At 70.4% G+C, this 26,082-nt stretch carries 24 protein-coding genes; 11 read left to right on the top strand and 13 right to left on the bottom strand.

The window, feature by feature from the left end; translation table 11 throughout:
* Positions 1–68: 68 nt before the first annotated feature.
* Entirely contained in the window at positions 69–1,112 is a 1,044-nt protein-coding gene (locus tag OG984_RS15550) for a S66 family peptidase (protein ID WP_328527204.1), read from the top strand.
* A gap of 2 nt (positions 1,113–1,114) precedes the next feature.
* Here the strand turns inward: OG984_RS15550 and OG984_RS15545 are convergent, their stop codons facing one another.
* Positions 1,115–1,570 carry a MaoC family dehydratase gene (locus tag OG984_RS15545; protein WP_328527203.1) on the bottom strand — a complete coding sequence of 152 codons (456 nt, stop codon included), beginning with the start codon at positions 1,568–1,570 and terminating at the stop codon, positions 1,115–1,117.
* A 35-nt stretch (positions 1,571–1,605) separates the two neighbouring features.
* Here OG984_RS15545 and OG984_RS15540 point away from each other — a divergent pair, with 35 nt between their 5' ends.
* Positions 1,606–2,685, top strand: coding sequence for an adenosine deaminase (locus OG984_RS15540; RefSeq protein ID WP_328527202.1), 1,080 nt, complete (start codon positions 1,606–1,608; stop codon positions 2,683–2,685).
* Here the strand turns inward: OG984_RS15540 and OG984_RS15535 are convergent.
* A complete protein-coding gene (locus tag OG984_RS15535) occupies positions 2,660–3,271 on the bottom strand; it encodes a uridine kinase family protein (RefSeq protein WP_328527201.1) in 612 nt (203 codons plus the stop codon). The genes OG984_RS15540 and OG984_RS15535 overlap by 26 nt on opposite strands.
* A gap of 43 nt (positions 3,272–3,314) precedes the next feature.
* Positions 3,315–3,992, bottom strand: a complete 678-nt coding sequence (gene deoC / locus OG984_RS15530) for a deoxyribose-phosphate aldolase (protein WP_328527200.1) — start codon at positions 3,990–3,992, stop codon at positions 3,315–3,317.
* Positions 3,993–4,037: 45 nt separating this feature from the next.
* On the opposite strand from deoC, the gene OG984_RS15525 reads away from it, so the two are divergent.
* Complete coding sequence (locus OG984_RS15525) at positions 4,038–4,607, top strand: hypothetical protein (protein WP_328527199.1); 570 nt, start codon at positions 4,038–4,040, stop codon at positions 4,605–4,607.
* Between the two features lie 88 nt (positions 4,608–4,695).
* Here OG984_RS15525 and OG984_RS15520 read toward each other — a convergent pair whose 3' ends face one another.
* Genes OG984_RS15520 through OG984_RS15510 form a run of 3 tightly spaced genes read right to left on the bottom strand, consistent with a single transcriptional unit; the run spans position 4,696 to position 7,649 of the window.
* Positions 4,696–6,345 (bottom strand): phospho-sugar mutase, encoded by a 1,650-nt coding sequence (locus OG984_RS15520; protein ID WP_328527198.1) that lies wholly within the window; start codon positions 6,343–6,345, stop codon positions 4,696–4,698.
* A gap of 34 nt (positions 6,346–6,379) precedes the next feature.
* The gene (locus tag OG984_RS15515) at positions 6,380–7,177 is read right to left on the bottom strand and encodes a purine-nucleoside phosphorylase (RefSeq protein ID WP_328527197.1); all 798 of its coding nucleotides are present in this window, start codon (positions 7,175–7,177) and stop codon (positions 6,380–6,382) included.
* 19 nt (positions 7,178–7,196) lie between these two features.
* Positions 7,197–7,649, bottom strand: coding sequence for a gamma-glutamylcyclotransferase family protein (locus tag OG984_RS15510; RefSeq protein WP_008363961.1), 453 nt, complete (start codon positions 7,647–7,649; stop codon positions 7,197–7,199).
* A 71-nt stretch (positions 7,650–7,720) separates the two neighbouring features.
* On the opposite strand from OG984_RS15510, the gene lpdA reads away from it, so the two are divergent.
* Positions 7,721–9,121 carry a dihydrolipoyl dehydrogenase gene (gene lpdA, locus OG984_RS15505; protein WP_328527196.1) on the top strand — a complete coding sequence of 467 codons (1,401 nt, stop codon included), beginning with the start codon at positions 7,721–7,723 and terminating at the stop codon, positions 9,119–9,121.
* A 66-nt stretch (positions 9,122–9,187) separates the two neighbouring features.
* On the opposite strand, the gene OG984_RS15500 is transcribed toward lpdA, so the two are convergent.
* Entirely contained in the window at positions 9,188–9,721 is a 534-nt protein-coding gene (locus OG984_RS15500) for a TetR/AcrR family transcriptional regulator (protein ID WP_328527195.1), read from the bottom strand.
* Positions 9,722–9,842: 121 nt separating this feature from the next.
* Between OG984_RS15500 and OG984_RS15495 the strand changes: the two genes are divergently transcribed.
* The 3 genes from OG984_RS15495 to erm all read left to right on the top strand — a co-directional run bounded on the left by OG984_RS15495 (position 9,843) and on the right by erm (position 12,858).
* Positions 9,843–10,373, top strand: a complete 531-nt coding sequence (locus tag OG984_RS15495; protein WP_328527194.1) for a DinB family protein — start codon at positions 9,843–9,845, stop codon at positions 10,371–10,373.
* A 35-nt stretch (positions 10,374–10,408) separates the two neighbouring features.
* Complete coding sequence (locus OG984_RS15490) at positions 10,409–11,809, top strand: NAD(P)H-quinone dehydrogenase (RefSeq protein ID WP_328527193.1); 1,401 nt, start codon at positions 10,409–10,411, stop codon at positions 11,807–11,809.
* 290 nt (positions 11,810–12,099) lie between these two features.
* Complete coding sequence (erm, locus tag OG984_RS15485; RefSeq protein WP_328527192.1) at positions 12,100–12,858, top strand: 23S ribosomal RNA methyltransferase Erm; 759 nt, start codon at positions 12,100–12,102, stop codon at positions 12,856–12,858.
* Between the two features lie 76 nt (positions 12,859–12,934).
* Here erm and OG984_RS15480 read toward each other — a convergent pair whose 3' ends face one another.
* Positions 12,935–16,312 carry a pyruvate carboxylase gene (locus OG984_RS15480; RefSeq protein WP_328527191.1) on the bottom strand — a complete coding sequence of 1,126 codons (3,378 nt, stop codon included), beginning with the start codon at positions 16,310–16,312 and terminating at the stop codon, positions 12,935–12,937.
* 137 nt (positions 16,313–16,449) lie between these two features.
* On the opposite strand from OG984_RS15480, the gene OG984_RS15475 reads away from it, so the two are divergent.
* Positions 16,450–17,367: a hypothetical protein gene (locus OG984_RS15475; protein ID WP_328527190.1), complete on the top strand. Its 918-nt coding sequence runs from the start codon at positions 16,450–16,452 to the stop codon at positions 17,365–17,367.
* Between the two features lie 3 nt (positions 17,368–17,370).
* On the opposite strand, the gene OG984_RS15470 is transcribed toward OG984_RS15475, so the two are convergent.
* From OG984_RS15470 to OG984_RS15460, 3 genes are read right to left on the bottom strand one after another with little or no spacing between them, the layout of a single operon-like run.
* Entirely contained in the window at positions 17,371–18,039 is a 669-nt protein-coding gene (locus OG984_RS15470; protein WP_328527189.1) for a hypothetical protein, read from the bottom strand.
* Positions 18,036–19,202, bottom strand: coding sequence for a hypothetical protein (locus OG984_RS15465; protein ID WP_328527188.1), 1,167 nt, complete (start codon positions 19,200–19,202; stop codon positions 18,036–18,038). The genes OG984_RS15470 and OG984_RS15465 overlap by 4 nt, the downstream gene beginning before the upstream one ends.
* A gap of 25 nt (positions 19,203–19,227) precedes the next feature.
* Positions 19,228–20,136 carry a LysR family transcriptional regulator gene (locus OG984_RS15460; RefSeq protein WP_328527187.1) on the bottom strand — a complete coding sequence of 303 codons (909 nt, stop codon included), beginning with the start codon at positions 20,134–20,136 and terminating at the stop codon, positions 19,228–19,230.
* A 94-nt stretch (positions 20,137–20,230) separates the two neighbouring features.
* Here OG984_RS15460 and OG984_RS15455 point away from each other — a divergent pair, with 94 nt between their 5' ends.
* Entirely contained in the window at positions 20,231–21,604 is a 1,374-nt protein-coding gene (locus OG984_RS15455) for an MFS transporter (RefSeq protein ID WP_328527186.1), read from the top strand.
* Positions 21,601–22,380: a 3-hydroxybutyrate dehydrogenase gene (locus OG984_RS15450; protein WP_328527185.1), complete on the top strand. Its 780-nt coding sequence runs from the start codon at positions 21,601–21,603 to the stop codon at positions 22,378–22,380. Before OG984_RS15455 ends, OG984_RS15450 begins: the two co-directional genes overlap by 4 nt.
* 5 nt (positions 22,381–22,385) lie before the next feature.
* Here OG984_RS15450 and OG984_RS15445 read toward each other — a convergent pair whose 3' ends face one another.
* Entirely contained in the window at positions 22,386–23,315 is a 930-nt protein-coding gene (locus tag OG984_RS15445; protein WP_328527184.1) for an NAD-dependent epimerase/dehydratase family protein, read from the bottom strand.
* Positions 23,316–23,461: 146 nt separating this feature from the next.
* Here OG984_RS15445 and OG984_RS15440 point away from each other — a divergent pair, with 146 nt between their 5' ends.
* On the top strand, positions 23,462–24,172 hold the full coding sequence (locus tag OG984_RS15440; protein ID WP_328527183.1) for a TetR/AcrR family transcriptional regulator: 711 nt from the start codon (positions 23,462–23,464) through the stop codon (positions 24,170–24,172).
* Positions 24,173–24,276: 104 nt separating this feature from the next.
* Here OG984_RS15440 and OG984_RS15435 read toward each other — a convergent pair whose 3' ends face one another.
* Positions 24,277–26,055 carry an acetyl/propionyl/methylcrotonyl-CoA carboxylase subunit alpha gene (locus tag OG984_RS15435; protein WP_328527182.1) on the bottom strand — a complete coding sequence of 593 codons (1,779 nt, stop codon included), beginning with the start codon at positions 26,053–26,055 and terminating at the stop codon, positions 24,277–24,279.
* Between the last annotated feature and the right edge of the window lie 27 nt (positions 26,056–26,082).

The raw sequence follows: 26,082 nt of genomic DNA, 5'->3' as shown, positions 1-26,082 counted from the left end.
ACACCTCGCCCGCGGGCCGGACCGATAACCGTTCGCTTCACCGGCCGGCGTACCGCCAGACTTCACGCATGGAGATCGTCAAGCCACCCAAGGCCACCGCGGGCGACAAGGTCGCCGTGCTGTCACCCTCGTTCGCGGCGCCGGGGGTGGCGCCGGCGATCCACGAGCAGGCGTTGGCGCGGCTGACCGAGGCGACCGGGCTGGTGCCGGTGGAGTACCCGACGACCCGAAAGGTGGGCGCGACGGCGCAGGAGCGCGCGGCGGACGTGAACGCCGCGTTCGCCGACCCGGAGATCCGGGCGGTGCTGGCGACGATCGGCGGCGAGGACCAGATCACCGTGATCCCGTACCTCGACCCCGAGCTGGTTCGGAAGGACCCGAAACCCTTCCTCGGCTACAGCGACAACACCAACCTGCTCAACTGGCTGTGGACCAACGGCGTCGCCGCGTTCCACGGCGGCTCGACGCAGGTGCACCTCGGGCCTGGTCCGGCGCTCGACCCGATCCACGAGGCCTCGCTGAAGGCGGCTCTCCTCACCGGCGAGACCCTCGAGATCACCGAGCCGGGGGAGTCCGAGGACATCGGCCGCGACTGGAACGACCCGCGGGCGCTGACCGAGTACGGCGAGCGGGAGGCGACCGAGCCGTGGACCTGGGCGGGCCCGGCCCGCGCCGTGACCGGCCGCACCTGGGGTGGCTGCATCGAGATCCTCCAGTGGGCGCTCACCGCCGGACGCTTCCCGGCCGACCCGGGCGTGCTCGAGGGCGGCGTACTCCTCCTCGAGGGCTCCGAGGAGCGCATCCCGGCGCGGGAGTTCGCCTGGATCACGCTTTCGCTGGGTGAGCGCGGGCTGCTCGAGGCGATCGACGCGGTGGTCGTCGCGCGCCCGCCGACCTCCGACTTCGAGTGCTGCCCGAGTGCCGAGGAGAGGGCATCCAAGCGCGCCGAGCAGCGGGACGCGGCGATCGAGACCGTCGCCCGCTACAACCCCGAGGCGGTGGTCGTCGTCGGCCCGCCGTTCGGGCACACCCGGCCGCAGTGGGTCCTGCCGTACGGCGGCGAGATGACCGTCGACGGCAGTGCCCGGCGGCTCTGGGCCGACTACTCCTGAGATCAGTCTTCGAGGAGCAGGACGACTGACTCCGCGACGCATGCCGGCTTGGCGGAGCCTTCGATCTCGATCGTGGTCTTCACGACGAGCTGCAGCCCGGTGGGGAGCTCGGTGACCTCGCCGAACGAGACGACCGGACGGATCCGGGAGCCGACCAGGACCGGCGTGGGGAACCGGACCTTGTTGAGACCGTAGTTGAGCTTGGCGCCCGGGGTCTCCAGCGAGTAGACGCTCACACCGAGGTAGGGGATCAGCGACAGGGTCAGGTAGCCGTGGGCGATGGTGCCCCCGAACGGGCCCTCCTTGGCCCGCGCCTCGTCGACGTGGATCCACTGGTGGTCGCCGGTGGCGTCGGCGAACGCGTTGACCCGGTCCTGGTCGACCTGGAGCCATTCGCCGGTGCCGATCTCGGTGCCTGCGGCGTCGGAGACTTCTTCGAGAGTGGTGAATGTGCGCACCCCCGGAATCTAGCGGTATGCGGAATAATGAGCCCATGGAACCGTCCGACATGCAGATCAAGGCAGCCCCGAAGGTGCTGCTCCACGACCACCTCGACGGTGGCGTACGTCCTTCGACCCTCATCGAGCTCGCCGCCGAGGTCGGTCACGAGCTCCCCCAGGGCACCCAGGACGATCCGGTCGCGCTGGAGGAATGGTTCGTCACGAGTGCGGACTCGGGGTCGCTGGAGCGCTACCTCGACACCTTCGCGCACACCCTCGCCGTCATGCAGACCCTGCCCGCGCTGACCCGGGTGGCCCGTGAGTGCGTCGAGGACCTGGCCGAGGACGGCGTCGTCTACGCCGAGGTCCGCTGGGCGCCCGAGCTCCACCTGGCCAACGGTCACGAGCCGGAGGAGGTCGTCGCGGCCGTCCAGGCCGGGTTCGACGAGGGCACGGCGGCGGTCGCGGCGACCGGGAAGAAGATCGTCGTACGCCAGCTGCTGACCGCGATGCGGCAGGCGGCTCACGCCACCGAGATCGCCGACCTCGCAGTGGCCTGGCGCGACCGTGGGGTCGCCGGGTTCGACATCGCCGGGCCGGAGAAGGGCTTCCCGCCGAGCCGGTTCCTGGCGGCGTTCGAGCACCTGGCCGCGGAGAACATGCGCTTCACCATCCACGCCGGCGAGGGCTTCGGGCTGCCCTCGATCTGGGAGGCCGTGCACCCCTGCGGCTGCGACCGGCTCGGTCACGGCGTACGGATCGTCGAGGACATCACGATCGAGGAGGGCGAGGCGCCGCGGCTCGGCCGGCTCGCTGCGTACGTCCGGGACCGGCGGATCCCGCTCGAGCTCTGCCCGCGCTCCAACGTGCAGACCGGGGCCGTCAAGTCGATCGCCGAGCACCCCATCGGGCTGCTCTACGACCTCGGCTTCCGGGTCACGATCAACACCGACAACCGGTTGATGTCACGCACCTCGATGTCGGCCGAGATGGCCGGGATCGTGGAGGCCTTCGGCTGGGGGCTGCCCGAGCTCCAGCGGCTGACGACCAACGCGATGAAGTCGGCGTTCATCCCCTACGACGAGCGGGTGGACCTGATCCACGAGATCAAGGACGCGTACGCGGCGCTGTGAGACGCTGCACCGCGACGTAGCCGTGCTTCGGGTAGACCGCGGTGCAGCCCTTGGCGACCGCGTCCGCGACCACCTGCGGCTGTGCGCGCATCAGCGCAAGGCCCCGTTTGACCAGCACGAACGGTGGTTTGCGGCGCTCGCGGAGGTCGCGGGTGAGCCGGCGCCAGAAGGTCACCGTCGGTGACTGGGTGACGCAGTAGGCGGCAGCCAGGAGCCCCGCCTCGAGGCACTCGGCCACGATGTCCTGGGCGAAGATCCCCTCGGCGACGAAGAACGACTCGTCCCCGAGGGTCAGCTCCTGCCAGCCGGTGCGGCCGTCGTGGGCGATGTCGTAGACGGGTACGTCGGCGGTGCCCGCCTCGCACAGCGCGGCGATCGCCTTCACCGCGTCATCGGGGAGCCAGGAGTCGGGGTGGTCCCAGTCGACCAGGCCCGCGTTCGGACCCTCGGTGATCCGGGGGAGCGAGGGGTCGGAGCCGTCCTTGTAGAAGTCGTCCAGCCGGAGCACCGGGAGGCCCAGCCGCTCGGCCAGACGGGACTTGCCGGCGCCCGAGGGGCCGGCGAGGACGATGACCTGAGCACGCACCGGAGCATTCTCCCCGAGAGTGCCCGAAACCGAGTAGCCGGCCTCAGTAGCCGGCGCTGGAACCCGATCCTGGCGCGCCGGCCAGCAGCGCGCGCGAGCCCGAGACTCCGAGCCGGTTGGCGCCGGCCGCGATCATCTGCTCGGCCTGCTCCACGGTGCGTACGCCGCCCGAGGCCTTGACGCCGATGTCCGGGCCGACGGTCTGGCGCATCAGCTCCACCGCGTGGACGGTGGCGCCGCCGGCGGGGTGGAAGCCGGTGGAGGTCTTCACGAAGTCCGCGCCTGCGCGGACGGCGGCCTGGCAGGTGCCGATGATCTCGTCGTCCTCCAGAGCGGCGGACTCGATGATCACCTTCAGCACCGTCGGGGCCGGAACGGCGGCGCGGACGGCGGCGATGTCGGCCTCGACGTCGGCGTAGCGCTTCTCCTTGGCGGCGCCGATGTCGATGACCATGTCGATCTCGTCCGCGCCGGCCTCGACGGCGGCCGCGGCCTCGGCGGCCTTGACCGAGGAGATGTGCTTGCCGCTCGGAAAGCCGCACACGACGGCGAGCTTCAGCTCGGCCGGCGCGGTGACCGGCAACATCGAGGGCGAGACACACACCGAATAGGTGCCGAGCTCGGCGGCCTCCACGATCAGCGCCTCGACGTCGGCGTGCGTCGCCTCGGGCTTGAGGAGGGTGTGGTCGATCAGCTTGGCGATCTCTGTGGAGGTAGGCACGGCCTCAGCATAGGCATCTCGGGGTCGGAGGCTAATGTTTGCGCCGTGAATGACGATCAGCCCGAGGAGTGGTTCCGCAACTCCAGCAGCACCGCATGGGGTTTCCTCTCCGCAGGGGCCGCGATCGCGGTCATCGTGATCGACGCCGCCACCGGTTGGCACCCCGAGACGACGGCAGGCGGTCTGCTCTTCGTGCTGGTGGCGTACGCCGCGTTCATCCGCACCAAGGTCGGCGTCAGCGAGGGCGACTTCGTGCTCAACCACCTCTACTCGACCGTGCGCTTCCCGATGGCCGCCCTCGAGAGCGTCTCGGTCGGCCGCACCCTCGGCGCCTACGCCGGCGGCCGCACCTATGTCAGCGGCGCCATCGGGCGGCCGATGCGCGAGGCGGTCAAGGGCTCGAAGCGCGAGCACAAGCCGCTGAGCAACCACGCCGACTTCATCGAGGACCGCCTCAACGCGCTGGCCCAGGACGCCCGCGACCGGCTCCGGATCAAGCGTGACTCCGACGAGCAGTTCGCGCTCGCCGATGACGTACGCCGCAGCTGGGACTGGCCCCTGATCGCGGTCACGCTTGCGGTGGCCGTCGTCTTCGTCGTCTTGCTCGTGGTCTGAGCGATCGGGGTAGTCCAGGGAGTTTCGGTCGGTTACTCGTGAGTAGACCGACCGAAACTCCCTGGACTACCCCGGCCACGCCGGCAAACTACACCCCGAGGGCAGCGCGGATGTCGACCTTGAGCGCCCCGAGCGCGATCTCGGCGTCGGCACGGGCGTCGGCGAGAGCGGACGCGTCGGCGACCGGCTGGACGACCTCGAGGTAGCACTTGATCTTGGGCTCGGTGCCGCTGGGTCGCACGATCACCCGCGACCCGCCGGCGAGCTGGTAGCGGATGCCGTCGGTCGGCGGGAGCCCGCCGATGCCGGTGGTGAGGTCGTCGAGCTGCTGCACGGCGGCCCCGGCCAGCGCGGTCACCGGGCGTTCGCGGAGCCGCTGCATCGCGGCGGCGATCTGGGCCGGGTCCTCGAGCCGTACGGAGAGCTGGCTGGTGGCGTGCAGGCCGTGCTCGACCGCGATCTCGTCGAGCAGGTCGGCCAAGCCGCGGCCCTCGGCCTTCAGCGACGCGGCCAGCTCGCACAGGAGCAGCAGCGCCGAGATGCCGTCCTTGTCGCGTACGTGCGCGGGGTCGACGCAGTAGCCCAGCGCCTCCTCGTAGCCGAAGGCGAGGCCGGGCGCGCGGGAGATCCACTTGAAGCCGGTGAGCGTCTCGGCGTAGGCCTGCCCGGCGGCCGCGGCGATCTTGCCGAGCAGCGAGGAGGAGACGATCGAGGCGGCGTACGTCCCGGTCACACCCTTGCGGATCAGGTGGGTCGCCAGTAGGGCGCCGACCTCGTCGCCGGTCAGCATCCGCCACTTCTTGCCGACCGGGATCGCGGCGGCGCAGCGGTCGGCGTCGGGGTCGTTGGCGATGACCAGGTCGGCGCCCTTCTTCCCGGCCAGCGCCATCGCCCGGTCCATCGCGCCGGGCTCCTCGGGGTTGGGGAAGGCGACGGTCGGGAAGTCGGGGTCGGGCCGCTCCTGCTCCTTGACCACGATCGGTCCGGGGAAGCCGGCGAACTTCATCGCCAGCTGCACCAGGTCGCCGCCGACGCCGTGCAGCGGGGTGTAGACGGTCCTGAGGTCGCGCGGGCCGCCCTCGTCGAGGAGCCCGACGACCGTGTCGAGGTAGCTGTCGACCAGGTCCTCGCTGATCGTCTGCCCGGCCGGTCCCTGCGGGACCGAGCTCACCTTGTCGCCCGCCGCGATCCGCTTCGCGATCTCGATGTCGGCCGGCGGCACGATCTGCGACCCGTCGCCGAGATAGACCTTGTAGCCGTTGTCCTGGGGCGGGTTGTGGCTGGCCGTGACCATCACGCCCGCGCTCGCGTCCAGGGCCTTGACCGCATAGGCCAGCACCGGTGTCGGCAGCGAGCGCGGCATCACCAGCGCCTGCAGGCCCGCCCCGGTCATCACCTGGGCGGTGTCCTGGGCGAAGACGTCGGAGTTGTGCCGGGCGTCGTAGCCGATCACCACCGGCCCCTGCGCGCCGGTGGCGAGCAGGTAGCGGGCCAGCCCCGCGGCGGCCTTGATCACGACCACGCGGTTCATCCGGTTGGGCCCGGCCCCGAGCGCGCCGCGGAGCCCGGCGGTCCCGAACTGCAGGGTGCCCGAGAACCTGTCGGCCAGCTCGGCGACCACGCTCGGGTCGGAGGAGGACAGCAGGCTCTCGAGCTCCGCCCGGGTCTGTGCGTCGGGATCGTCGGCGAGCCATTCCCTGGCCTGGACGACGAGCGCGGACTGATCGGTGGGGACCATGGACCAGACCCTAGGTCATCGGGTGCCCGGAGGCTCAGATCTTGGGCAACAGGTCGCCGAGAAGCGCGCCCATCCGGGTGGCGGCGCTGCGGCCGGCCTCGAGGACCTCGGCGTGGTCGAGCGGCTGGTCGGAGATACCGGCGGCCAGATTCGTGACCAGCGAGATCCCGAGGATCTCCATCTTGGCCTCGCGGGCCGCGATCGCCTCGAGGGTGGTCGACATGCCGACCAGGTCTCCGCCGATGATGCCGGCCATCTTCACCTCGGCGGGGGTCTCGTAGTGGGGTCCGGGGAACTGGACGTACACGCCCTCGTCGAGCGAGGCGTCCACCTCCTTGGCGAGACCCCGCAGACGCGCTGAGTAGAGGTCGGTGAGGTCGACGAAGTTGGCGCCGACCAGCGGAGACGCCGCGGTCAGATTGATGTGGTCGCGGATCAGGACGGGAGTGCCCGGCGACCAGGACGGGTTGAGCCCGCCGCAGCCGTTGGTGAGCACGATGGTCTCGCAGCCGGCCGCGGCAGCGGTCCGGACCGGGTGCACCACCGCCGAGACACCCTTGCCCTCGTAGTAGTGCGTGCGGCTGAGGAAGACCAGCAGATTCTGCCCGGAAGCCGACCGGATCGAGCGGATCTTGCCGCTGTGACCCGCGACCGCGGCGGCGCTGAAACCGGGCAGGTCGGTGGTGGCGATCTCGGTGTAGTCCTCGCCGAGCGCCTCGGCGGCGGGCAGCCAGCCCGAGCCCAGCACCAGCGCGATGTCGTGCGTCCGTACGCCGGTCTTCTCCGCGAGCGCGGCGGCGGCTTCCTTGGCGAGTTCGTAAGGCGTGGTCACTCGCTGATTCTAGACTCGCTCAGTCGTTTGACCGGCACGGACGCGTACGCAGCGCATGCACGTAGTCGTCGGGCGCCCCGGCCGCCTCGGCGGCGTCGGCCAGCGCGCCCAGGTGGCGCGCGTAGGGGATGCCACCCTCGTACGTGTCCAGCACGTAGGTCTCGCAGAGCAGCTCCCCCGTGAGCGCGGCGATCCGAACCTTGGTCTTGAAGTAGAGGCCGATGTCGGCCAGCTCCCACTTCTCCAAGGCCTCCATGTCCTGGTCCACCACGTCGTAGACCGCGACGAAGACCTGCTCGAACGGGTCTGGGACGATCGTGGTCGTCGGGCCGTCGCCGAGCACGTTGTCCTCGCCCCCGAAGGTGAGCCGCCAACCGTCCAGCCACCCGGTCGTACGCAACGGCGAATGCGGACACCGCTCACTCATCAGCGCCGGGTCGAGATTGACGCCATAGGCCGCGTAGAGAGTCACAGGTCACGAGGTTACCGCCCAGTCCTCACCCGCTTGGGATCTATCTGCTAATGGCGGTCTACCCTTGATGTGTGACCCACTTTGATGTCCTCGTCCTCGGCGCTGGCCCCGGTGGCTACGTCGCCGCCATCCGTGCCGCTCAGCTCGGCAAGTCCGTCGCCGTCGTCGAGAAGCAGTACTGGGGTGGTGTCTGCCTCAACGTCGGCTGTATCCCCTCCAAGGCGCTGCTCCGCAATGCTGAGATCGCGCACATCATCACCCACGAGAAGAAGACCTTCGGGATCTCGGGGGACGCGACCATGGACTTCGGTGCGACGTGGAAGCGCAGCCGCAGCGTGGCCGACGCGAGCGCCAAGGGCGTGCACTACCTGATGAAGAAGAACAAGATCACCGAGATCGACGGCTGGGGCACCCTCGCCGGACCGAAGTCGATCGACGTCGAGGGCAACGACGGTGCGAAGAGCTCCTACACCTTCGACAACCTCATCATCGGCACCGGTGCGACCGTCCGCTCGGTCCCGGGTGTCGAGCCCAACGGGCAGAACATCGTGACCTACGAGGAGCAGATCCTCACCGAGCAGCTGCCCAGCTCGATCATCATCGGCGGCTCGGGTGCGATCGGCGTCGAGTTCGCCTACGTGCTGAAGAACTTCGGTGTGGACGTCACGATCGTGGAGTTCCTCGACCGGATGGTGCCGACCGAGGACGCCGACGTGTCCAAGGAGCTGCTGCGGCAGTACAAGAAGCTCGGCATCAACGTGCTGCTCTCGACCGCCGTCAAGGGCGCCGAGGACACCGGTTCCGGCGTGACGGTCAGGGTGGCTCCTGCTGCCGGCGGCGAGGAGCAGGTGCTCGAGGCCGACAAGTTCCTCGCGGCCTTCGGGTTCGCCCCGCGGGTCGAGGGTTTCGGCCTGGAGAACACGGGCGTCGAGCTCACCGACCGGGGCGCGATCGCGGTCGACGGGCGTGGCCGCACCAATGTCGAGGGCGTCTACGCCATCGGTGACTGCACCGGCAAGCTGATGCTCGCCCACACCGCCGAGGCGATGGGTGTCGTCGCCGCCGAGACCATCGCCGACGCGGAGACGATGGAGCTCAACTTCGACATGATCCCGCGCGCGACGTTCTGCCAGCCGCAGATCGCCTCGTTCGGCTACTCCGAGGCGCAGGCCAAGGAGAAGGGCTACGACGTCAAGACGTCCTCCTTCCCGTTCTCCGCGAACGGCAAGGCCCGCGGCATGGCCGAGGGTGTCGGCTTCGTGAAGATCGTCGCCGACGCCGAGCACAACGAGATCCTCGGCGCCCACATGATCGGCCCCGAGGTCACCGAGCTGCTGCCCGCGCTGACGCTCGCCCAGCAGTGGGACCTGACCGCCGACGAGGTCGCGCGCAACGTCTTCGCCCACCCGACGCTTTCGGAGGCGATGAAGGAAGCGATCGAGGGCATCGCGGGTCACATGATCAACCTCTGATCTGACCGATCTGACGTGACGAGGCCCGGATCTGCGGATCCGGGCCTCGTCACGTCTGCGGGTCCTCTAGACCCCCGGCGTGACCGGGCCGATCTCGATCCCGAGCATTCCCCACGCCCGTCGGGCGGTGGCCTCACGTGCCTCGGGTGTCGGCCCGTGCACCGCGCCAGAGACCATCGCGACGGCGAGCATGACCTCGTCGGTGTCGTGGGTGTCCTTCGGGAGCCCGTCGATGGTGGTGCGTACGCGATCGGCGAGCTGCCGCGAGCTCTCCTCGCTGCTGAGCCGGATGATGCCGACGAAGGCGGTCGAACGGATCATCTGCCAGGTGACGACGCCGAGCACATCGGCCAGCGTCGCGTCCGGCCGGGCCGCGACCTGCTCGATGTCGCGTACGTTCTCCTCGAGCACCGCTGTGGCCAGGGTGGCCCGGTCGGGGAAGTGCCGGTAGAGGGTGCCCTGGCCGACGCCGGCGCGCTTGGCGACGGCCGACATCGGGGCGTCGAGACCCTGCTCGGCGAGCACTTCGCGGGCAGCCGAGACCAGGAGGTCGCGGTTGCGGACCGCGTCGCTCCGGGTCCGGTTCGCGGGGCTGGTCATCCCAGCAGGGTAATGGTCCGCTGATCTTTTTCGATCCCAACCCAAATGCGGACAGAAACTGACCTGAAGGACTCATAGCGTTGTCGGTGTCAGAACGAAACACCACCAAGGAGTCCATGCCATGACCGCCACCGCCGTGACCGCCACCGACATCTCCACCTCCTCGCGCGAGCGCGCCGACCTGCTGGAGACGCTGGCCAAGCACCGCGGCTTCCTGCGCTTCGCCGTCCGCAACCTGACCGACGAGCAGGCACGACTCACCCCGACCGCCTCCGCGCTCAGCCTCGGCGGTCTCGTCAAGCACGTCGCCGGCGTCGAGCGGGGCTGGGCCGACTTCATCGTCCGTGGGACGGTCGCGCAGGAGCTCTCCCCGGAGAAGTACGCCGAGTTCGCCGCCGACTTCGTGCTCGCCGACGAGACGCTGGAGGGCGTGCTCGAGGCGTACGAGAAGGTGGCCGCCGCCACCGACGAGCTGATCCGCACCGTCGACCTCGACGCGGACCACGCCCTTCCTGAGGCCCCGTGGTTCGAGGCCGGCGCCCGCTGGTCCAACCGCCGCGTCATCGCTCACATCCTGGCCGAGACCGCCCAGCACGCCGGTCACGCCGACATCATCCGGGAGACCATCGACGGTCAGAAGACGATGGGCTGACTCTGCCCTCCAGGGCGCGTGGAAGAATGCGGCCCATGGCGCGGGTGACGATCATTGGTGGGGGTCCTGGCGGATACGAGGCGGCGCTGGTCGCGCAGCAGCTCGGGGCGGAGGTGACGGTCGTCGACCGTGACGGCCTCGGCGGCAGCGCGGTGCTCACCGACTGCGTGCCGAGCAAGACCCTGATCGCCACGGCCGAGCTGATGTCGGACATGACGCTCGCCCGCGACCTGGGCATCCACTTCCGCGATCACCAGGGTGACCCGGCCACCGAGCTCTACGCCGACCTCGGCGTCGTGAACAAGCGGGTCAAGTCGCTCGCGCTCGCGCAGTCGAGCGACATCGAGAGCCGGCTGTCCCGTCGCGGGATCCGGATCGTCAAGGGCACCGGGCGCATCGACGCCGACAAGCGCCAGGTGATCGCGACCCGGGCCCAGGACGGCGGCGAGGAGGCGATCGAGAACGATGCCGTGCTGATCGCCACCGGCGCCCGGCCCCGGGTGCTGCCCACCGCGCAGCCCGACGGCGAGCGGATCCTGACCTGGGAGCAGGTCTACGACCTCGACGAGCTGCCCTCGCACATGATCGTGGTGGGCTCGGGTGTCACCGGCGCGGAGTTCGCCAGCGCCTACCTCAACCTCGGCTCCCAGGTCACCCTGGTCTCCTCGCGCGACCGCGTCCTCCCCGGTGAGGACGCGGACGCGGCGACGGTCCTCCAGGACGTACTCGAGCGTCAGGGTATGAACATCCTCAGCAAGTCGCGGATGGAGTCGGTGACCCGCGACGGCGACGTCGTCACGGTCCGGCTGACCGACGGCCGCGAGGTCACCGGCAGCCACTGCATCCTCGCGCTCGGCTCGATCCCCAACACCGAGGGCCTCGGCCTGGAGGAGGCCGGCATCGAGCTCGACGAGGGCGGGTTCATCCGCACCGACAAGGTGTCGCGCACCTCCGCCTATGGCGTGTACGCAGCCGGCGACTGCACCGGCGGTTTCATGCTCGCCTCGACCGCTGCCATGGCCGGCCGGATCGCGATGCGCCACTTCCTCGGCGACGCGGTCATCCCGATGGACCTCAAGGAGGTCGCGGCCAACGTCTTCACCTCGCCCGAGATCGCCACGGTGGGCTACTCCCAGGCCCAGGTCGACTCCGGCGAGGTCGTCGCCGACACCCTGCGCCTCGACCTCAAGGGCAATGCTCGGGCCAAGATGCAGGGCATCACCGACGGCTTCGTGAAGCTGATCTCGCGCCCCGGCACCGGCGTCGTCATCGGCGGCGTCGTGGTCGGCCCCCGCGCCTCCGAGCTCATCCACCCGATCACCCTCGCCGTCTCCACCGGGCTGACGGTCGACCAGATCGCCAACACCTTCACGGTCTACCCGTCGATCTCCGGCTCCACCGCCGAGGCCGCCCGCCGCCTCCACCACGTCGAGTAGGCACTTCTGGCGGGCCGAATCTGCAGTTGTGGGCGACGAAACGAACGTTTCGTCGCCCACAACTGCAGATTCGGTCATCTATAAACGGTGTGCGAGCGGGGCCGCGGCTTCGCTAGCGTGACCGCCATGGGTAACTGCTGCATGACGTTGTTCGTCCGGATCCGCCGCCGCTGACGGCGCGGATCCCACCGAAGCACTCGTCGCATTCGCGCCGCCACCTGGCACCCTGCCGGGCGGCTCTCGAGTGCTACCCGCATGCCGCCCGGCTCCTTCTGTCTCGAGGAGCATCCATGCCCGACGTACGCCCTGGCCGGCACGAGCTCGGCCAGAACTTTCTCACCGACAGGTCGACAGTCGACCGCATCGTCCATCTCGTCTCGCAGCGGCAGGGTCCGCTGGTCGAGTGGGGCACCGGCAACGGTGCCGTCACGCTGGCGCTGGCCGAGCTGGGCCGGCCGCTGCAGGGGGTCGAGATCGACTCCCGCCGCGCGGCCGACCTGCGCCGACGGATCGGTACGCACGTGTGTATCGCCGAAGGCGACATCCTGCGGCACGCGCCACCTCAGGACGCGGTCGTCGTCTCCAACGTCCCGTTCCACCTGACCACACCGATCCTGCGCCACCTGCTCGCCTCGACGACGTGGCGTCACGCCGTGCTCCTCACCCAGTGGGAGGTCGCCCGCAAGCGCGCGGGGGTAGGCGGTACGACCCAGCTCACCGCGCAGTGGTGGCCGTGGTTCACCTTCACCCTCGACCGGCGCGTCCCGTCGACGGCCTTCCGTCCGCGGCCCAACGTCGACGGCGGGCTGCTGCTCGTCGACCGGCGCCGGGAGCCGCTGCTTCCCGAGTCCGAACGCCGCGACTTCCAGTCGTGGGTCGCGAAGGTCTTCAGCAGCCGCGGCCGCGGGGTCGCCGAGATCCTGCGCCGCAACGGCGTCCCCGGTGCGCTCGCCCATCGGATCGCCCGGCGGCGCCGGCGATCTCACGCGCCCGTGCTGCCGCGTGACCTGCGGGCGGAGGACTGGGCCGAGGCGTACGCAGCGCTCTGATCCTGCCGAGAAGGCGCGCGCGTCGGCCGAGATGGCACCGAGGTGCCATCTCGGCCGACGCCGCTGACGTCTCGGCTCAGCCGAGCACGAGCACCAGGTCGCCGCCGTCGACGGCCTGGGTGGCGGAGAACGCGAGGCGCGAGACGGTGCCGTCGATGGGGGCGGTGATGGCGGCCTCCATCTTCATCGCCTCGATGGTGGCGACGGTGTCGCCGGCCTTGACCGACTCGCCGGCCGCGACGGTGATGGTGACGACACCCTGGAACGGCGCCGCGACCTGGCCCGGTACGGCGGGGTCGGCCTTCTCGGCGGCGGCGACCTCGGCGGCGACGGAGCGGTCACGCACGCCGATCGGGCGCAGGTGGCCGTTGATCGTCGCCATGACGGTGCGGATGCCGCGCTCGTCGGGCTCGGAGACGGCGGTGAGACCGAAGATCACCGTCTTGCCCTCGGAGATCTCGACGACGTGCTCCTCGCCCTCGCGCAGCCCGTAGAGGTAGTCGAGGGTCGAGATCACCGACACGTCGCCCCACTTCGAGCGCGCCTCGTTGAAGTCCTTCGTCGGTCCGGGGAAGAGCAGCCGGTTGAGCGTGCCGCGACGGTCGGAGACCAGCCCGGCGGCGTCCTCGGCCGACAGCGACGGCGACGGCTCCTTCCAGGTGCGTCCCGCGGTGGCCTTGCTGCGGAACGGCTCGGGCCAGCCACCCGGCGGGTCGCCGAGCTCGCCGTTGAGGAAGCCGATGACCGATGCCGGGATGTCGTACGCAGCCGGGTCGGCCTCGAACGCAGTCGGGTCGGCACCGGCGGCGACCAGCGACAGGGCCAGGTCGCCGATGACCTTCGAGGACGGGGTGACCTTGGGGACGCGGCCGAGGATCTGGTTGGCCGCGGCGTACATGTCCTCGATCTGCTCGAACTTCTCACCCAGCCCGAGCGCGATCGCCTGCTGGCGCAGGTTGGAGAGCTGGCCGCCCGGGATCTCGTGGCGATAGACCCGGCCGGTCGGCGCGGGCAGCCCGGACTCGAAGGGCGCGTAGACGCGGCGTACGGCCTCCCAGTAGGGCTCGAGCGAGTTGACCGCCGCCAGCGAGAGCCCGGTGGCTCGCGGGGTGTGGTCGGTCGCCGCCACCAGCGAGGAGAGCGGCGGCTGGGAGGTGGTGCCGGCCATCGACGCGGTCGCGGCGTCGACGGCGTCGACGCCGGCCTCGATCGCGGCCGTCAGCGTGGCCAGCTGGCCACCGGCGGTGTCGTGGGTGTGCAGGTGGACCGGCAGGTCGAACCGCTCTCGGAGCGCGGTCACCAGGGTGCGCGCCGCAGGCGCCCGTAGCAGCCCGGCCATGTCCTTGATCGCCAGCACGTGCGCTCCGGCCGAGACGATCTCCTCTGCGAGTCGCAGGTAGTAGTCGAGCGTGTAGAGCTTCTCGTCGGGCGAGGAGAGGTCGCCCGTGTAGCACAGCGCCACCTCGGCGACAGCGGTCCCGGTCGAGCGCACGGCGTCGATCGCCGGGCGCATCTGGGAGACGTCGTTGAGGGCGTCGAAGATCCGGAACACGTCGATCCCGGTCTCCGCGGCCTCCGAGACGAACGCGTCGGTGACCTCGGTCGGGTAGGGCGTGTAGCCCACCGTGTTGCGACCACGCAGCAGCATCTGCAGGTTGATGTTGGGGATCGCCTCGCGCAGCTGCGCCAGCCGCTCCCACGGGTCCTCGGAGAGGAAGCGCAGAGCCACGTCGTACGTCGCCCCGCCCCAGGCCTCCATCGACCACAGCTGCGGCGTCAGCCGCGCGACGTGGCCGGCGACACCGAGCAGGTCGGTGGTGCGGACCCGGGTCGCCAGCAGCGACTGGTGGGCGTCACGGAAGGTGGTGTCGGTGACCGCCACCGCCTCCTGGGCGCGCAGCGCGGCCGCGAAGCCCTCCGGCCCGAGCTCGCGCAGCAGGTCGCGCGAACCCGCCGGGGGCGCGATCGAGAGGTCGACCGCCGGCAGCTTCGAGGACGGGTGCAGCGAGACCGGCGCGGCGCCGTGCGGCTGGTTGACGGTCACGTCGGCGAGGTAGGTGAGCAGCTTGGTGCCGCGGTCGCCGGAGGCCCGCGCGGTCAGCAGCTGCGGGTGGGTCTCGATGAACGAGGTCGTGATCGAGCCCGCGATGAAGTCGGGGTCGTCGAGCAGCGCCTGCAGGAACGGGATGTTCGTCGCGACGCCGCGGATCCGGAACTCCGCCACGGCCCGGCGGGCGCGGGTGACGGCGTCCTCGAAGGTGCGCCCGCGGCAGGTGAGCTTGGCGAGCATCGAGTCGAAGTGCGGCGAGACCTCGGCGCCGGCGTACGTCGTGCCGCCGTCGACCCGGATCCCGGCGCCGCCGGGGGAGCGGTAGGTGGTGATCATGCCCGTGTCGGGGCGGAAGTTGTTGGCCGGGTCCTCGGTGGTGATCCGGCACTGCATCGCCGCGCCGCGAAGCTGCACGGAGTCCTGGCTCAGGCCGAGGTCGGCCAGCGTCTCGCCGGCGGCGATCCGCATCTGCGAGCGGACCAGGTCGACGTCGGTGACCTCCTCGGTCACGGTGTGCTCGACCTGGATGCGCGGGTTCATCTCGATGAAGACGTAGTTGCCGGCGGGGTCGAGCAGGAACTCGACCGTGCCCGCACACGAGTAGCCGATCTCCTTGGCGAACCGCACGGCGTCCGCGCAGATGCGCTCGCGCAGCTCGGGGTCGAGGTTGGGTGCGGGTGCGATCTCGACGACCTTCTGGTGGCGGCGCTGCACTGAGCAGTCACGCTCGAAGAGGTGGATGACGTTGCCCTCGCCGTCGGCGAGGATCTGTACCTCGATGTGACGCGGCTCGACCACGGCCTGCTCGATGAAGACGGTCGGGTCACCGAAGGCGGCCTCACCCTCGCGCATACAGGTCTCGACGGCCTCGCGAAGCTTCTCGGGGTCGTCGACCCGCCGCATCCCGCGACCGCCACCACCGGCGACGGCCTTCACGAACAGGGGGTAGGGAAGAGCGGACGCGGCGGAGACGAGCTGGTCGACGTCGGTGGACGGCTCGACGGACTGAAGGGTCGGTACGCCGGCGGCCTTCGCCGCCGCGATGGCGGTGGCCTTGTTGCCGGTCAGCGTGAGGACCTCCGCCGACGGCCCGATGAACGTGATCCCCGCCCGGGCGCAGGCCTCGGCCAGCGCAGGGTTCTCGGAGAGGAACCCGTAACCCGGGTAGATGGCGTCCGCGCCACTCTGCTTGGCGACCTCGACGATCGCGTTGGGATCGAGGTAGGCACGGATCGGATGACCGAGCTCCCCGATCTGGTAGGCCTCGTCGGCCTTCAGCCGGTGCTCTGAGCCCCGGTCCTCGTAGGGAAAGACGGCGACCGTCTTGGCCCCGAGCTCAAAGCCTGCACGGAAAGCTCGGATCGCGATCTCGCCGCGGTTGGCAACCAACACCTTCTTGAACATGGCGGCCACGGTACCCATCCGGAGAGCGTCGTCCAGGTTATGGGACGATTTCGCCCAGTTAGTGGACGTTAAGAAGTTTTGAACTGTGCGGATTCGTTGGGACCGCCGAACGGGTCGCGGACCATACCCTCGGCGGCATGAAGATGAAGACTCAGCGTCGTTCAGCTCTGGTCGCCATCGCGGGCACGGCACTGCTGGCCGGATCGCTCACCGCGCTCGGGGCGGCGAGCTCACCGGCCGCCGCGGCCGGCACCGTGAACTGCTCCGGCTCGATCAACGGCAAGGCCGGCGGCTACCTCCGCAAGCGCTCCGTCAGCAACAGCACCGTCACCGGGAGTTACCGCAGCGCCGGCACCGTGACCTGGTCCCCGCGAGCCTGGATCGAGGTCGGTGGCGCCGGTGACGAGACGACCTGGAAGACCAGCTACATCGTGCCCGGCGCCGACGGCACGGGCCGCACCGTCACCATCGCCGGCACCATCGGGCAGCCGGTGCTGACCGAGACGAGGTCCGCACAGCTCTACCGCACCAACGGTGCCGCGGTGACCGGCTGGAGCCCGAAGAAGGTCGTGAACGGCCCGACGACGGCGGTCTACAGCGTCACCAGCTCCGGCGTCGTGCAGCAGACCGCGCTCGCCTACTCCAGCACCGGGGCTCGCCTCGGCACGGTCACGAACCTGCCGGTCACCCTGCCGAGCACCACGACGGTCGCGGGCGTGTGGACGAACCACAACGGGGTGACGTACAACCTGCTCTACTCGATCAACCCGAGCACCAGCAAGCTCGAGCAGATCGTCGTACGCCCGGACCGGCCGGCTGAGGCGAAGAAGTACGTCGTCCGCAGCCTCGGGTCCGGATGGCGCTACATGTCCGTGCACAACTGCTACGACGCCGACGGCGCGGTCGCGGCCAAGGACATCGTGCTGATCAACCCGACGACCGGCAACGCCGTGCGCCTGCGTCAGAGCAGCGGCATCGGACACAGCACCACCTTCTCGGCCCCCGTCCGCGTCGGCACCGACGGCACCTGGAAGTGGAGCGGGATCAGCAGCTAGGGCTCATCCGGGCCAGAGGTCGAGCAGGTCCCCCGGGCGCAGTCCGAGGGCATGCTCGATGTCGCCCGGCGAGGTCTCGCGCAGATGCTGGGAGACCAGCTGGGCCAGCTCCATCCAGTAGCCGCGCAGGGTCGACTCGGACAGATACATGATCCGGCTCATCTCTGCGTACGTCAGCCCGCGGGCGCGATGGGCGAGGACCTCACGTTGCCGTGGGGTGAGGACCGTGATGCTGCGGCGGCGTACGAGGACCTCGATGAGTCCGGTGATGCCCGGGGGGATCACCGGCTCATCGGCGGCCACCGCCCGGAACGCGGTCTCCGCCTCGGCCAGCGAGGCCGACTTCGAGACCACGCCGGTCGCGCCGGCGGCGAGGCAGGCCGCGAGCACGAAGCGGCGCTCCTCCTGGGAGTAGACGCAGACCCGGTAGCCGGCCTCGACGATGCGCCGGATGGCCGCGGTGCCCTGGGACGCGTCAGGCTGGCCGGTGTTGGCGAGGTGGAGGTCGAGGATCACCACGTCGGCCTCGGGACTCGATGCCAGCAGGTCCTCGACGGATCCATGGCTGGACACGAAGGTGAGGTCGGGCAGGAGCAGGCTCAGCGAGGCGCGCATCGCGGTCGCGTCGTCGACGTGGGTGAAGCGCGGCTCGGGGGTCGCGGCGGACGTCACGGCACCTCCACGGCGGCGGTCTGCGCGAGCGTGATCGTGGTGCCGAGGTCGGGGATGCTGTTGATCCGGACGGCGATGCCCGAGCGCGCGAGCTGCTCGACGACCACCTCCCGCAGCCCGACCCCGTACACCGTCTCGGACGCGTCGAAGCCGATGCCGTCGTCGTGCAGGGTGACCTCCCAGCCCGAGCCGTCCTCGTCCTCGGCGGCGTGCAGGACCACCCGGGCGGCCCGGGCATGCTGACGTACGTTAAGCAGCAGGCTGCGCAGCGCCGCGGCCAGGTCGTCGGCGAGACCCCGCGGGAGCGAGACGTCCTGGGCGAGGTCGGCGACCACCGTGATCGGGAGGTCGTCGAACTCGGCGCCGACTGCGGTGACCACCGCGGCCAGGTTGGTCGCCTCGCCGACCGGCGACAGGGCCTGGCCGCTCAGGTAGGCCCGCATCCGGTTGAGCTCGACCTCGGCCTGCGAGCGCAGCGCGCCGTTGCCGTCGGCGGAGTGGGTCTCCACGAGCAGCCGCATCATCGCGGTGCCGTTGTGGATCGCGAGCCGGGCCCGGCGCTCCTCCTCGGCCTTGGCGGCCTCCGCGGCATAGCGCCGCGCCTCATCGGCCTCCGTCCCGATCCGCACGATCGTCTGGCAGCCGAACCACGCCAGCGGCCCGAGCACCAGCAGGGTCAGACAGGTGCTGACGGCGCCGGTGAGGTCGGCCACGCCGTCCACGGTCGGCGCGATGTAGACCACCTCGGCGATCGCCAGCGCGGCCAGCAGGAACATCCACAGCCAGCGGGAGCGTACGGCCGAGAGCCCGCAGGACACGCACAGTGCATAGCCGAGCTGGAACCCCACCCAGGTGCCCGTACGCAGCTCCACCGGGACCGTCCACAGCCCGACGATCAGCAGGGCCACCGCCACCGCGACGTCGAACACGGCGTACGGCACTCCCGGCGGTCTCCGTGTCACCAGCGTGATCGCGGTGATGACGACGAGCACGACCGTGGCGACGATCCAGCTGGCCGCGGTCAGCCAGGGGTGCTCGACGCGGGACAGTGCCGGCATCGCGGCGAGCAGCGACGGCGCCATCTGCGCGAGGGTCGCCAGGCGCATCCCGGCCACGAAGAAGGCCACCAGTCGTACGGCGGCTGCCCGGGTCGAGTGTGGCACCCGTGAATTGTCGCTGATGGCCGCGTCACCGGCCGAGCAGGGCATCCTGCTGCTCGGCCATCTGCTGTCGCAGGCCGCCGACGACGGCGGCCACGGCCGGCCGACGCCAGGACTCGGGATGCACGACCGCCCAGTAGGGCAGCCGCTGGTGGATCTCGTCGTGGAGCATCCGGACGAGGTCGGGGTGACGGTCGGCCATGAAGCAGGGGAGCAGGCCGAGGCCGGCACCCGCACGGGTCGCCTCCACGTGGACGAACACGTTCGTCGAGGTGACGGCGTCGCGGATCCCGGGCAGCAGGCGGCGGGGGATGTCGAGGTCGTCGACCTGGAGCATCGAGTCGACGAAGTAGACCAGGCGGTGGCGTACGGCCTCCTCGATCGTGGCCGGGGTGCCGTGGCGCTCCAGATAGCCGGGGGAGGCGTAGAGACCGAGCTCGTACTCGCCGAGGTGGAGCGCGCGACCACGCATGACCGCGGGCTCGCCGACCACCACCTCGATGTCGACGCCGGAGCGGTGCTGCGCCGCCTGCCGGGTCACGGTGACGATCTCGACCGCGAGCTCGGGGTGATCCTGCCGCAGCGCGGCGACCGCCGGTGAGGCGATGTACGCAGCGAACCCGTCGGTCGTCGACATCCTGACCACGCCGGCCACCGGGTCGGCGGGCTCGTCCGCGGCCAGCCGGGCCAGCGACTCGGCGACGCCCTCGGCCGCCCGTGCCGCGCGCTCGCCGAGGGCGGTCAGCGCCCACCCGTCGGAGCCGCGCACCAGGACCCGGCCGCCGAGCGCACGCTCGAGCGCGGAGATGTTGCGGCTGACCGTCGTGTGGGTCAGGCCGAGCGAGCGCGCGGCGGTGGTGAAGCGGCCGCTGCGGGCGACCTCCAGCAGCACCAGCAGCTGGTCGGCGGACGGCGGCGTCGGCGAGGTCGTGGCCATCGGGCCACCCTAGCTCGTGATGTGCATTTCCGTTCATCGCGTGTGCCAACATGCGCGTTGCAAGCACATTATGATCACTGTCACACTCCCAGCCATGTCCATGACACAGCCGGGCGCCACCGCCGCCCCCAACGACCAGAGCCTGCTCCGCAGGACCGTGGCGGCCTCCATGGCCGGCACGGTCGTGGAGTGGTACGACTTCTTCCTCTACGCCACCGCCTCGGCGCTCGTCTTCGCCAAGGTGATCATGCCGGCCACCGGCAACGCCTACGACGCGATCATCGCGGCCTTCGTGACCTACGCCATCGGGTTCGTCGCCCGCCCGCTGGGCGGTGTCGTCTTCGGCCACATCGGCGACCGTCTCGGCCGCAAGTACACGCTGCAGCTGACGATCATGCTGATCGGCGTCGCCACCGTGCTGATGGGCTGCCTGCCGACGTACGACCAGATCGGTCTGGCCGCCCCGATCGCTCTGGTGCTGCTGCGGTTCGTGCAGGGGCTCGCGCTGGGTGGTGAGTGGGGCGGCGCCGTCCTGCTGGTCGCCGAGCACGCCCCCGACGAGCGGCGGGCGACCTGGGCCGCCTGGCCGCAGGCCGCGGTGCCGGTGGGCAACCTGCTCGCCACGCTGGTGCTCACGCTGATGACCATCACGCTCTCCGACGCCGCGTTCCTGGCCTGGGGCTGGCGGGTCGCCTTCTGGCTCTCGGCCGTCGTGGTCCTCGTCGGCTACTTCATCCGTCGCTCGGTCACCGACTCGCCGATCTTCGAGGAGGCGAAGGCCGAGCAGACCGACGCCGCCTCGGCCGGCTACGGCGTCTTCGAGGTGCTGCGTCGCTACCCGCTCGGAGTGCTGAAGGGCATGGGTCTGCGGTTCGCGGAGAACATCATGTACTACCTGGTGGTCTCGTTCTCGATCGTCTACCTGGTGGAGGACCAGAAGATGGACCAGGGCGCGCTGCTCGGTCTGATCGCGATCGCGCACGCCTGCCACTTCTTCTTCATCCTCGCCGTCGGCCGGCTCGCCGACGGGGTCGGCCGCAAGCCGGTCTACCTGGTCGGTGCGGTGCTCGGCGCGACCTGGGGCTTCTGGGCCTTCCCGATGCTCGACACCAAGAGCAACGTCGCGATCTGCGCCGCGCTGATCGCCGGCCTGGCGATCCATGCCCTGATGTACTCCACCCAGCCCGCGATCATGGCCGAGATGTTCCCGACCCGGATGCGCTACTCCGGCATCTCGATCTCCTACCAGGTGACCTCGATCTTCGCCGGCTCGCTCGCGCCGCTGCTGGCCATCGCCTGGCTCAAGGACACCGGCACCTGGACCAACACCGCGGTCTACCTCGCCGTGGCGGGCGTCATCACCGCGCTCGTCGTCCTCACCCTCAAGGAGACGAAGGGCACCTCGCTGCGTGCGCTGGACCGGGCCGACGCCGACCGTGAAGCCGCACGCGAGGTGAGCGCCGCGTGATCTCGGCCGTCTCGGGCGGCGTCGATCCCGGACGTACGCTGCAGGGCCGACGGGCCCTGGTCACCGGCGGCGCGTCGGGGATCGGCGCGGCGGTGGCCCGCGAGCTCGCCGCCCGCGGCGCGCGGGTCGTCGTCGCCGACCTGGCCGGCGACGCTGCCCACGCCCTCGCCGAGGAGATCGGCGGCGAGGCGTGGGTGGTCGACCTGACCGCGACCCACGAGCTCGACGACCTCAGCCTCGAGGTCGACGTCCTGGTCAACAACGCCGGCATCCAGCGGGTCAGCCCCATCGAGAAGTTCGACCCCGACGACTTCCGCAGGATCCACTCGATCATGCTCGTCGCGCCGTTCCTGCTGGTCAGGGCCGCCTTGCCGCACATGTACGCCAACGGCTGGGGCCGCATCATCAACATCTCCTCCGTGCACGGCCTGGTCGCCTCCCCCTTCAAGAGCGCCTACGTCTCGGCCAAGCACGGTCTGGAGGGACTCTCGAAGGTCACCGCCCTCGAGGGCGGCCCGCACGGTGTGACCAGCGTCTGCATCAACCCCGGCTACGTGCGTACACCGCTGGTGGAGAAGCAGATCGCCGACCAGGCCGAGGTGCACGGTGTGGACGCCTCCGAGGTCGTCGAGCGGGTCCTGTTGCAGGACGTGGCGGTGAAGCGGCTGGTCGAGCCCGACGAGGTCGGCTCGCTGGTCGGCTGGCTCACCGGCCCCGACGCCTCGATGGTCTCCGGCGCCTCGTGGGCCATGGACGGCGGCTGGAGCGCCCGCTAGCCCCCTCAGGCCTGCGTACGCCACCAGTCCACCGTCGCCTTGGCCCCGGTCTCGAGCGGGGTCGGGGACAGGCCGAGAAGCGACTCGCTGGCCGAGGAGTCCAGCACGAACGGCTTGTCGAACTGGTAGACCATCTCGGCCAGCTCCCGGGTGCCGGCATGCACCGTGCCGATCGCCTTCAGCGCCCAGGTGGGGATCCGGCCGACCCGCGGCGCTTCGACCCCGGCGACGTCGGCATAGAGCCGGACGAGGTCGCGCTGGGAGATCGCTGGGGCGGTGGGAGCGTGCAGGAAGGAGTCCCACAGACTCTCCTCGTCGGCCGCCCTGATCATCGCGGCGCCGAGGTCGGGGACGTATGTCCACGAGTGCGGCGCGTCCGGGTCGCCGAGGACCCGCATGGTGCGGCCGGCGAGGACCGTCGGCACCATCCGCTCGCCGGCGTGGGCGGTACGCACCAGCGGGCCGTAGAAGTCCGAGGCCGCGACGCTGACCGTCGGTGTCGGGGAAGCGTCGCGGGCGCGGAGCAGCTCGACGCGCACCGCGGGCTTGCCGAAGTCGGCGTTCCGCGGGGTCTGCTCGGTCATCGGGCCGGCGACGTGGCCGTAGGCGTAGAGGCTCTCCGGGAAGACGACCACGGCGCCGGCCCGCCCGGCGGCCTCGAGCACGATCTTCTCGGCCCGCGGGAGCTCGGCGCGCCACGTCTCCGCGGCGTAGGCGCTGCCGTGCATGCAGTGGAAGACGGCGCGGGTGCCGGTGGCCGCCTGGGTGACCGTCTCGGTGTCGGTGGCATCGCCGCGGAGGCGCTCGATGTTCTCGTGCACCGGACCGCTCCCGGAGCGGGTGAGGAGGCGTACGCGGTCGCCGCGCGCGGCGAGCTGCTGGGCGATGGTCGCGCCGACGGGGCCGGCGCCGATGACGAGGTAGGTGCTGTTCATGGCTGTGTCCTTGGTTTCGGTGATCGAGCCTGTCGAGATTCCGAGAGCAGTGCTCTCGGAATGAGTCTGGCGTGTGTCGTCGACAAAAGCAAGAGCACCGCTCACTTTTGTTGACAGCGCTCTCTATATCGGGACACGATGGCGTCATGACAGCCACCTCACGAGACGGCACCCCACGCGAGCGGGCGCGGGCGCAGACCATGGACGAGATCGTCCGGATCGGCCGCGAGCACCTGGCGGTCCACGGCGCCGCCGCGCTCTCGCTGCGCGCGGTGGCCCGCGACCTCGGGGTGGTCTCCTCGGCCGTCTACCGCTACGTCAAGAACCGTGACGAGCTGCTGACCCTGCTCCTCGTCTCCGGCTACGACGAGCTCGGCGACGCCGTCGACGCGGCCGTCGCGGCCGCCTCCGAGGACGACCACCGCGCCCAGTTCCTGGCTCTCGGCCGCGCGGTCAGGACCTGGGCGCTCGCCGAGCCGGCGACGTACGCGCTGCTGTTCGGGTCGCCCGTCCCCGGCTACGCCGCGCCGGACGAGCGCACCAGCGTGCCCGGCACCCGTGTCCCGACCGCGATGCTGCGGGTGTGTGCCGGCGCGCTCGCCGTCGGCCGGCTGACCGTGCCGGAGGGCGTGGGCGGGATCTCGCCCGAGCTCGCGGTGGGGCTCCAGGGCATCCGCGACCAGCTCGGCCTCGACCTGCCCGATGCCGCGCTCACCCGCGGCGTACTCGTCTGGACCAGCCTCTTCGGACGCGTCAGCTTCGAGGTCTTCGGCCAGTTCGGCCCCGACCGCTTCGGCGACCCCGCCGGCCTTTTCGAGCTCCATCTGGCCGTGTTGGCGGACGAGCTCGGGCTGTGAGTCTTCGTCAAGGTATGCAGGAAAAGGCGCACATCCCTAGCGGAACTCCGCTAGGGATGTGCGCCTTGGGCTGCATACCTTGACGAAAGGACAGCCTTCGCCAGCTACTTGATCTCGGCGATGACCGCCCCGTTGGTGACGGTCTCGCCCACGGTGGCGTTCAGGCCGGTGATGACGCCGGCCTTGTGGGCCTTGAGGGGCTGCTCCATCTTCATCGCCTCGATGACCACGACGACGTCGCCCTCGGCGACCTCCTGGCCCTCCTCGACGGCGATCTTGACGATGGTGCCCTGCATCGGCGAGGCGACGGAGTCGCCGGAGGCGGCCGCGCCGGCCTTCTTCGCCGACCGCTTCGGCTTCTTCGCGGCACCCGTGCCGCCACCGACCGCGAGGCCGCCGAGCCCGGCGGGCAGCGAGACCGAGAGGCGCTTGCCGCCGACCTCGACCACGACGGTCTGGCGTTCGACGTCCTCGGCCGGCTCGCCGGCAGCGCCGGCGTACGGGGTGATCTGGTTGTCGAAGTCGGTCTCGATCCAGGTCGTGTAGACGTCGAAGGAGCCGCTCTCGGCGGTGTAGGCGGGGTCGGTGACGACGGCCTGGTGGAACGGGATGACGGTCGGCATGCCGTCGACCTTGAACTCGTCCAGGGCGCGGCGCGAGCGCTCCAGCGCCTGGGTGCGGTCGCGGCCGGAGACGATCAGCTTGGCGATGAGGGAGTCGAACGAGCCCGGGATGGTCTCGCCCTTCTCGTAGCCGCCGTCGAGGCGTACGCCCGGGCCGGCCGGCGGGGCCCACTCGGTCAGGGTGCCGGGGGCCGGCATGAAGTTGTTGCCGCCGTCCTCGGCGTTGATGCGGAACTCGATCGAGTGGCCGCGGACCTCGGGGTCGTCGTAACCCAGCTCCTCACCTGCGGCGATGCGGAACATCTCGCGGACGAGGTCGATGCCGGTGACCTCCTCGGAGACACAGTGCTCGACCTGGAGGCGGGTGTTGACCTCGAGGAAGGAGATGGTGCCGTCGGCGGCGACGAGGAACTCACAGGTGCCTGCGCCGACGTAGCCGGCCTCGCGCAGGATCGCCTTGGAGGACTCGTAGAGGCGCTTGTTCTGCTCGTCGGTCAGGAACGGCGCGGGGGCCTCCTCGACCAGCTTCTGGTGGCGACGCTGCAGCGAGCAGTCGCGGGTGGAGACGACGACCACGTTGCCGTGCTTGTCGGCCAGACACTGGGTCTCGACGTGGCGCGGCTTGTCGAGGAACTTCTCGACCAGGCACTCGCCGCGACCGAAGGCGCCGACGGCCTCACGCACGGCCGACTCGTAGAGCTCGGGGATCTCCTCGAGGGTGCGCGCGACCTTCAGGCCGCGACCGCCACCACCGAAGACCGCCTTGATGGCGACCGGCAGGCCGTACTCCTGCGCGAAGGAGACGATCTCGGAGGCGTCCTTGACAGGGTCCTTGAGGCCCGGGGCCAGCGGCGCGCCGGCCTTCAGTGCGATCTGCTTGGCCTTCGCCTTGTCGCCCAGCGCGTCGATCGCCTCGGGCGAAGGACCGATCCAGGTCAGGCCCGCGTCGATCACGGCCTGGGCGAAGTCGGCGTTCTCCGCGAGGAAGCCGTAGCCCGGGTGGACCGAGTCCGCACCGGACTGGCGTGCCACATCGATGATCTTCTCGATGGACAGGTAGGACTCCGCCGGCGTGGCTCCGCCGAGTGAGTAGGACTCATCGGCGAGGCGCACGAAGAGCGCGTCACGGTCGGGGTCCGCGTAGATCGCTACGGAGCCGATTCCGGCGTCCTTGCACGCGCGGATCACTCGGACGGCGATCTCACCGCGGTTGGCGATCAGGACCTTTGTCAGTGGCTTGCTCAACGAGAACTCCTCCATCGTGAATGCAAGGACATGCTAGGGGAG

Source organism: Nocardioides sp. NBC_00368, from assembly GCF_036090055.1.
GTDB lineage: Bacteria > Actinomycetota > Actinomycetes > Propionibacteriales > Nocardioidaceae > Nocardioides.
The sequence above is the reverse complement of the archived record's forward strand: the minus strand, read 5'-3'. Positions and strand labels throughout refer to the sequence as shown.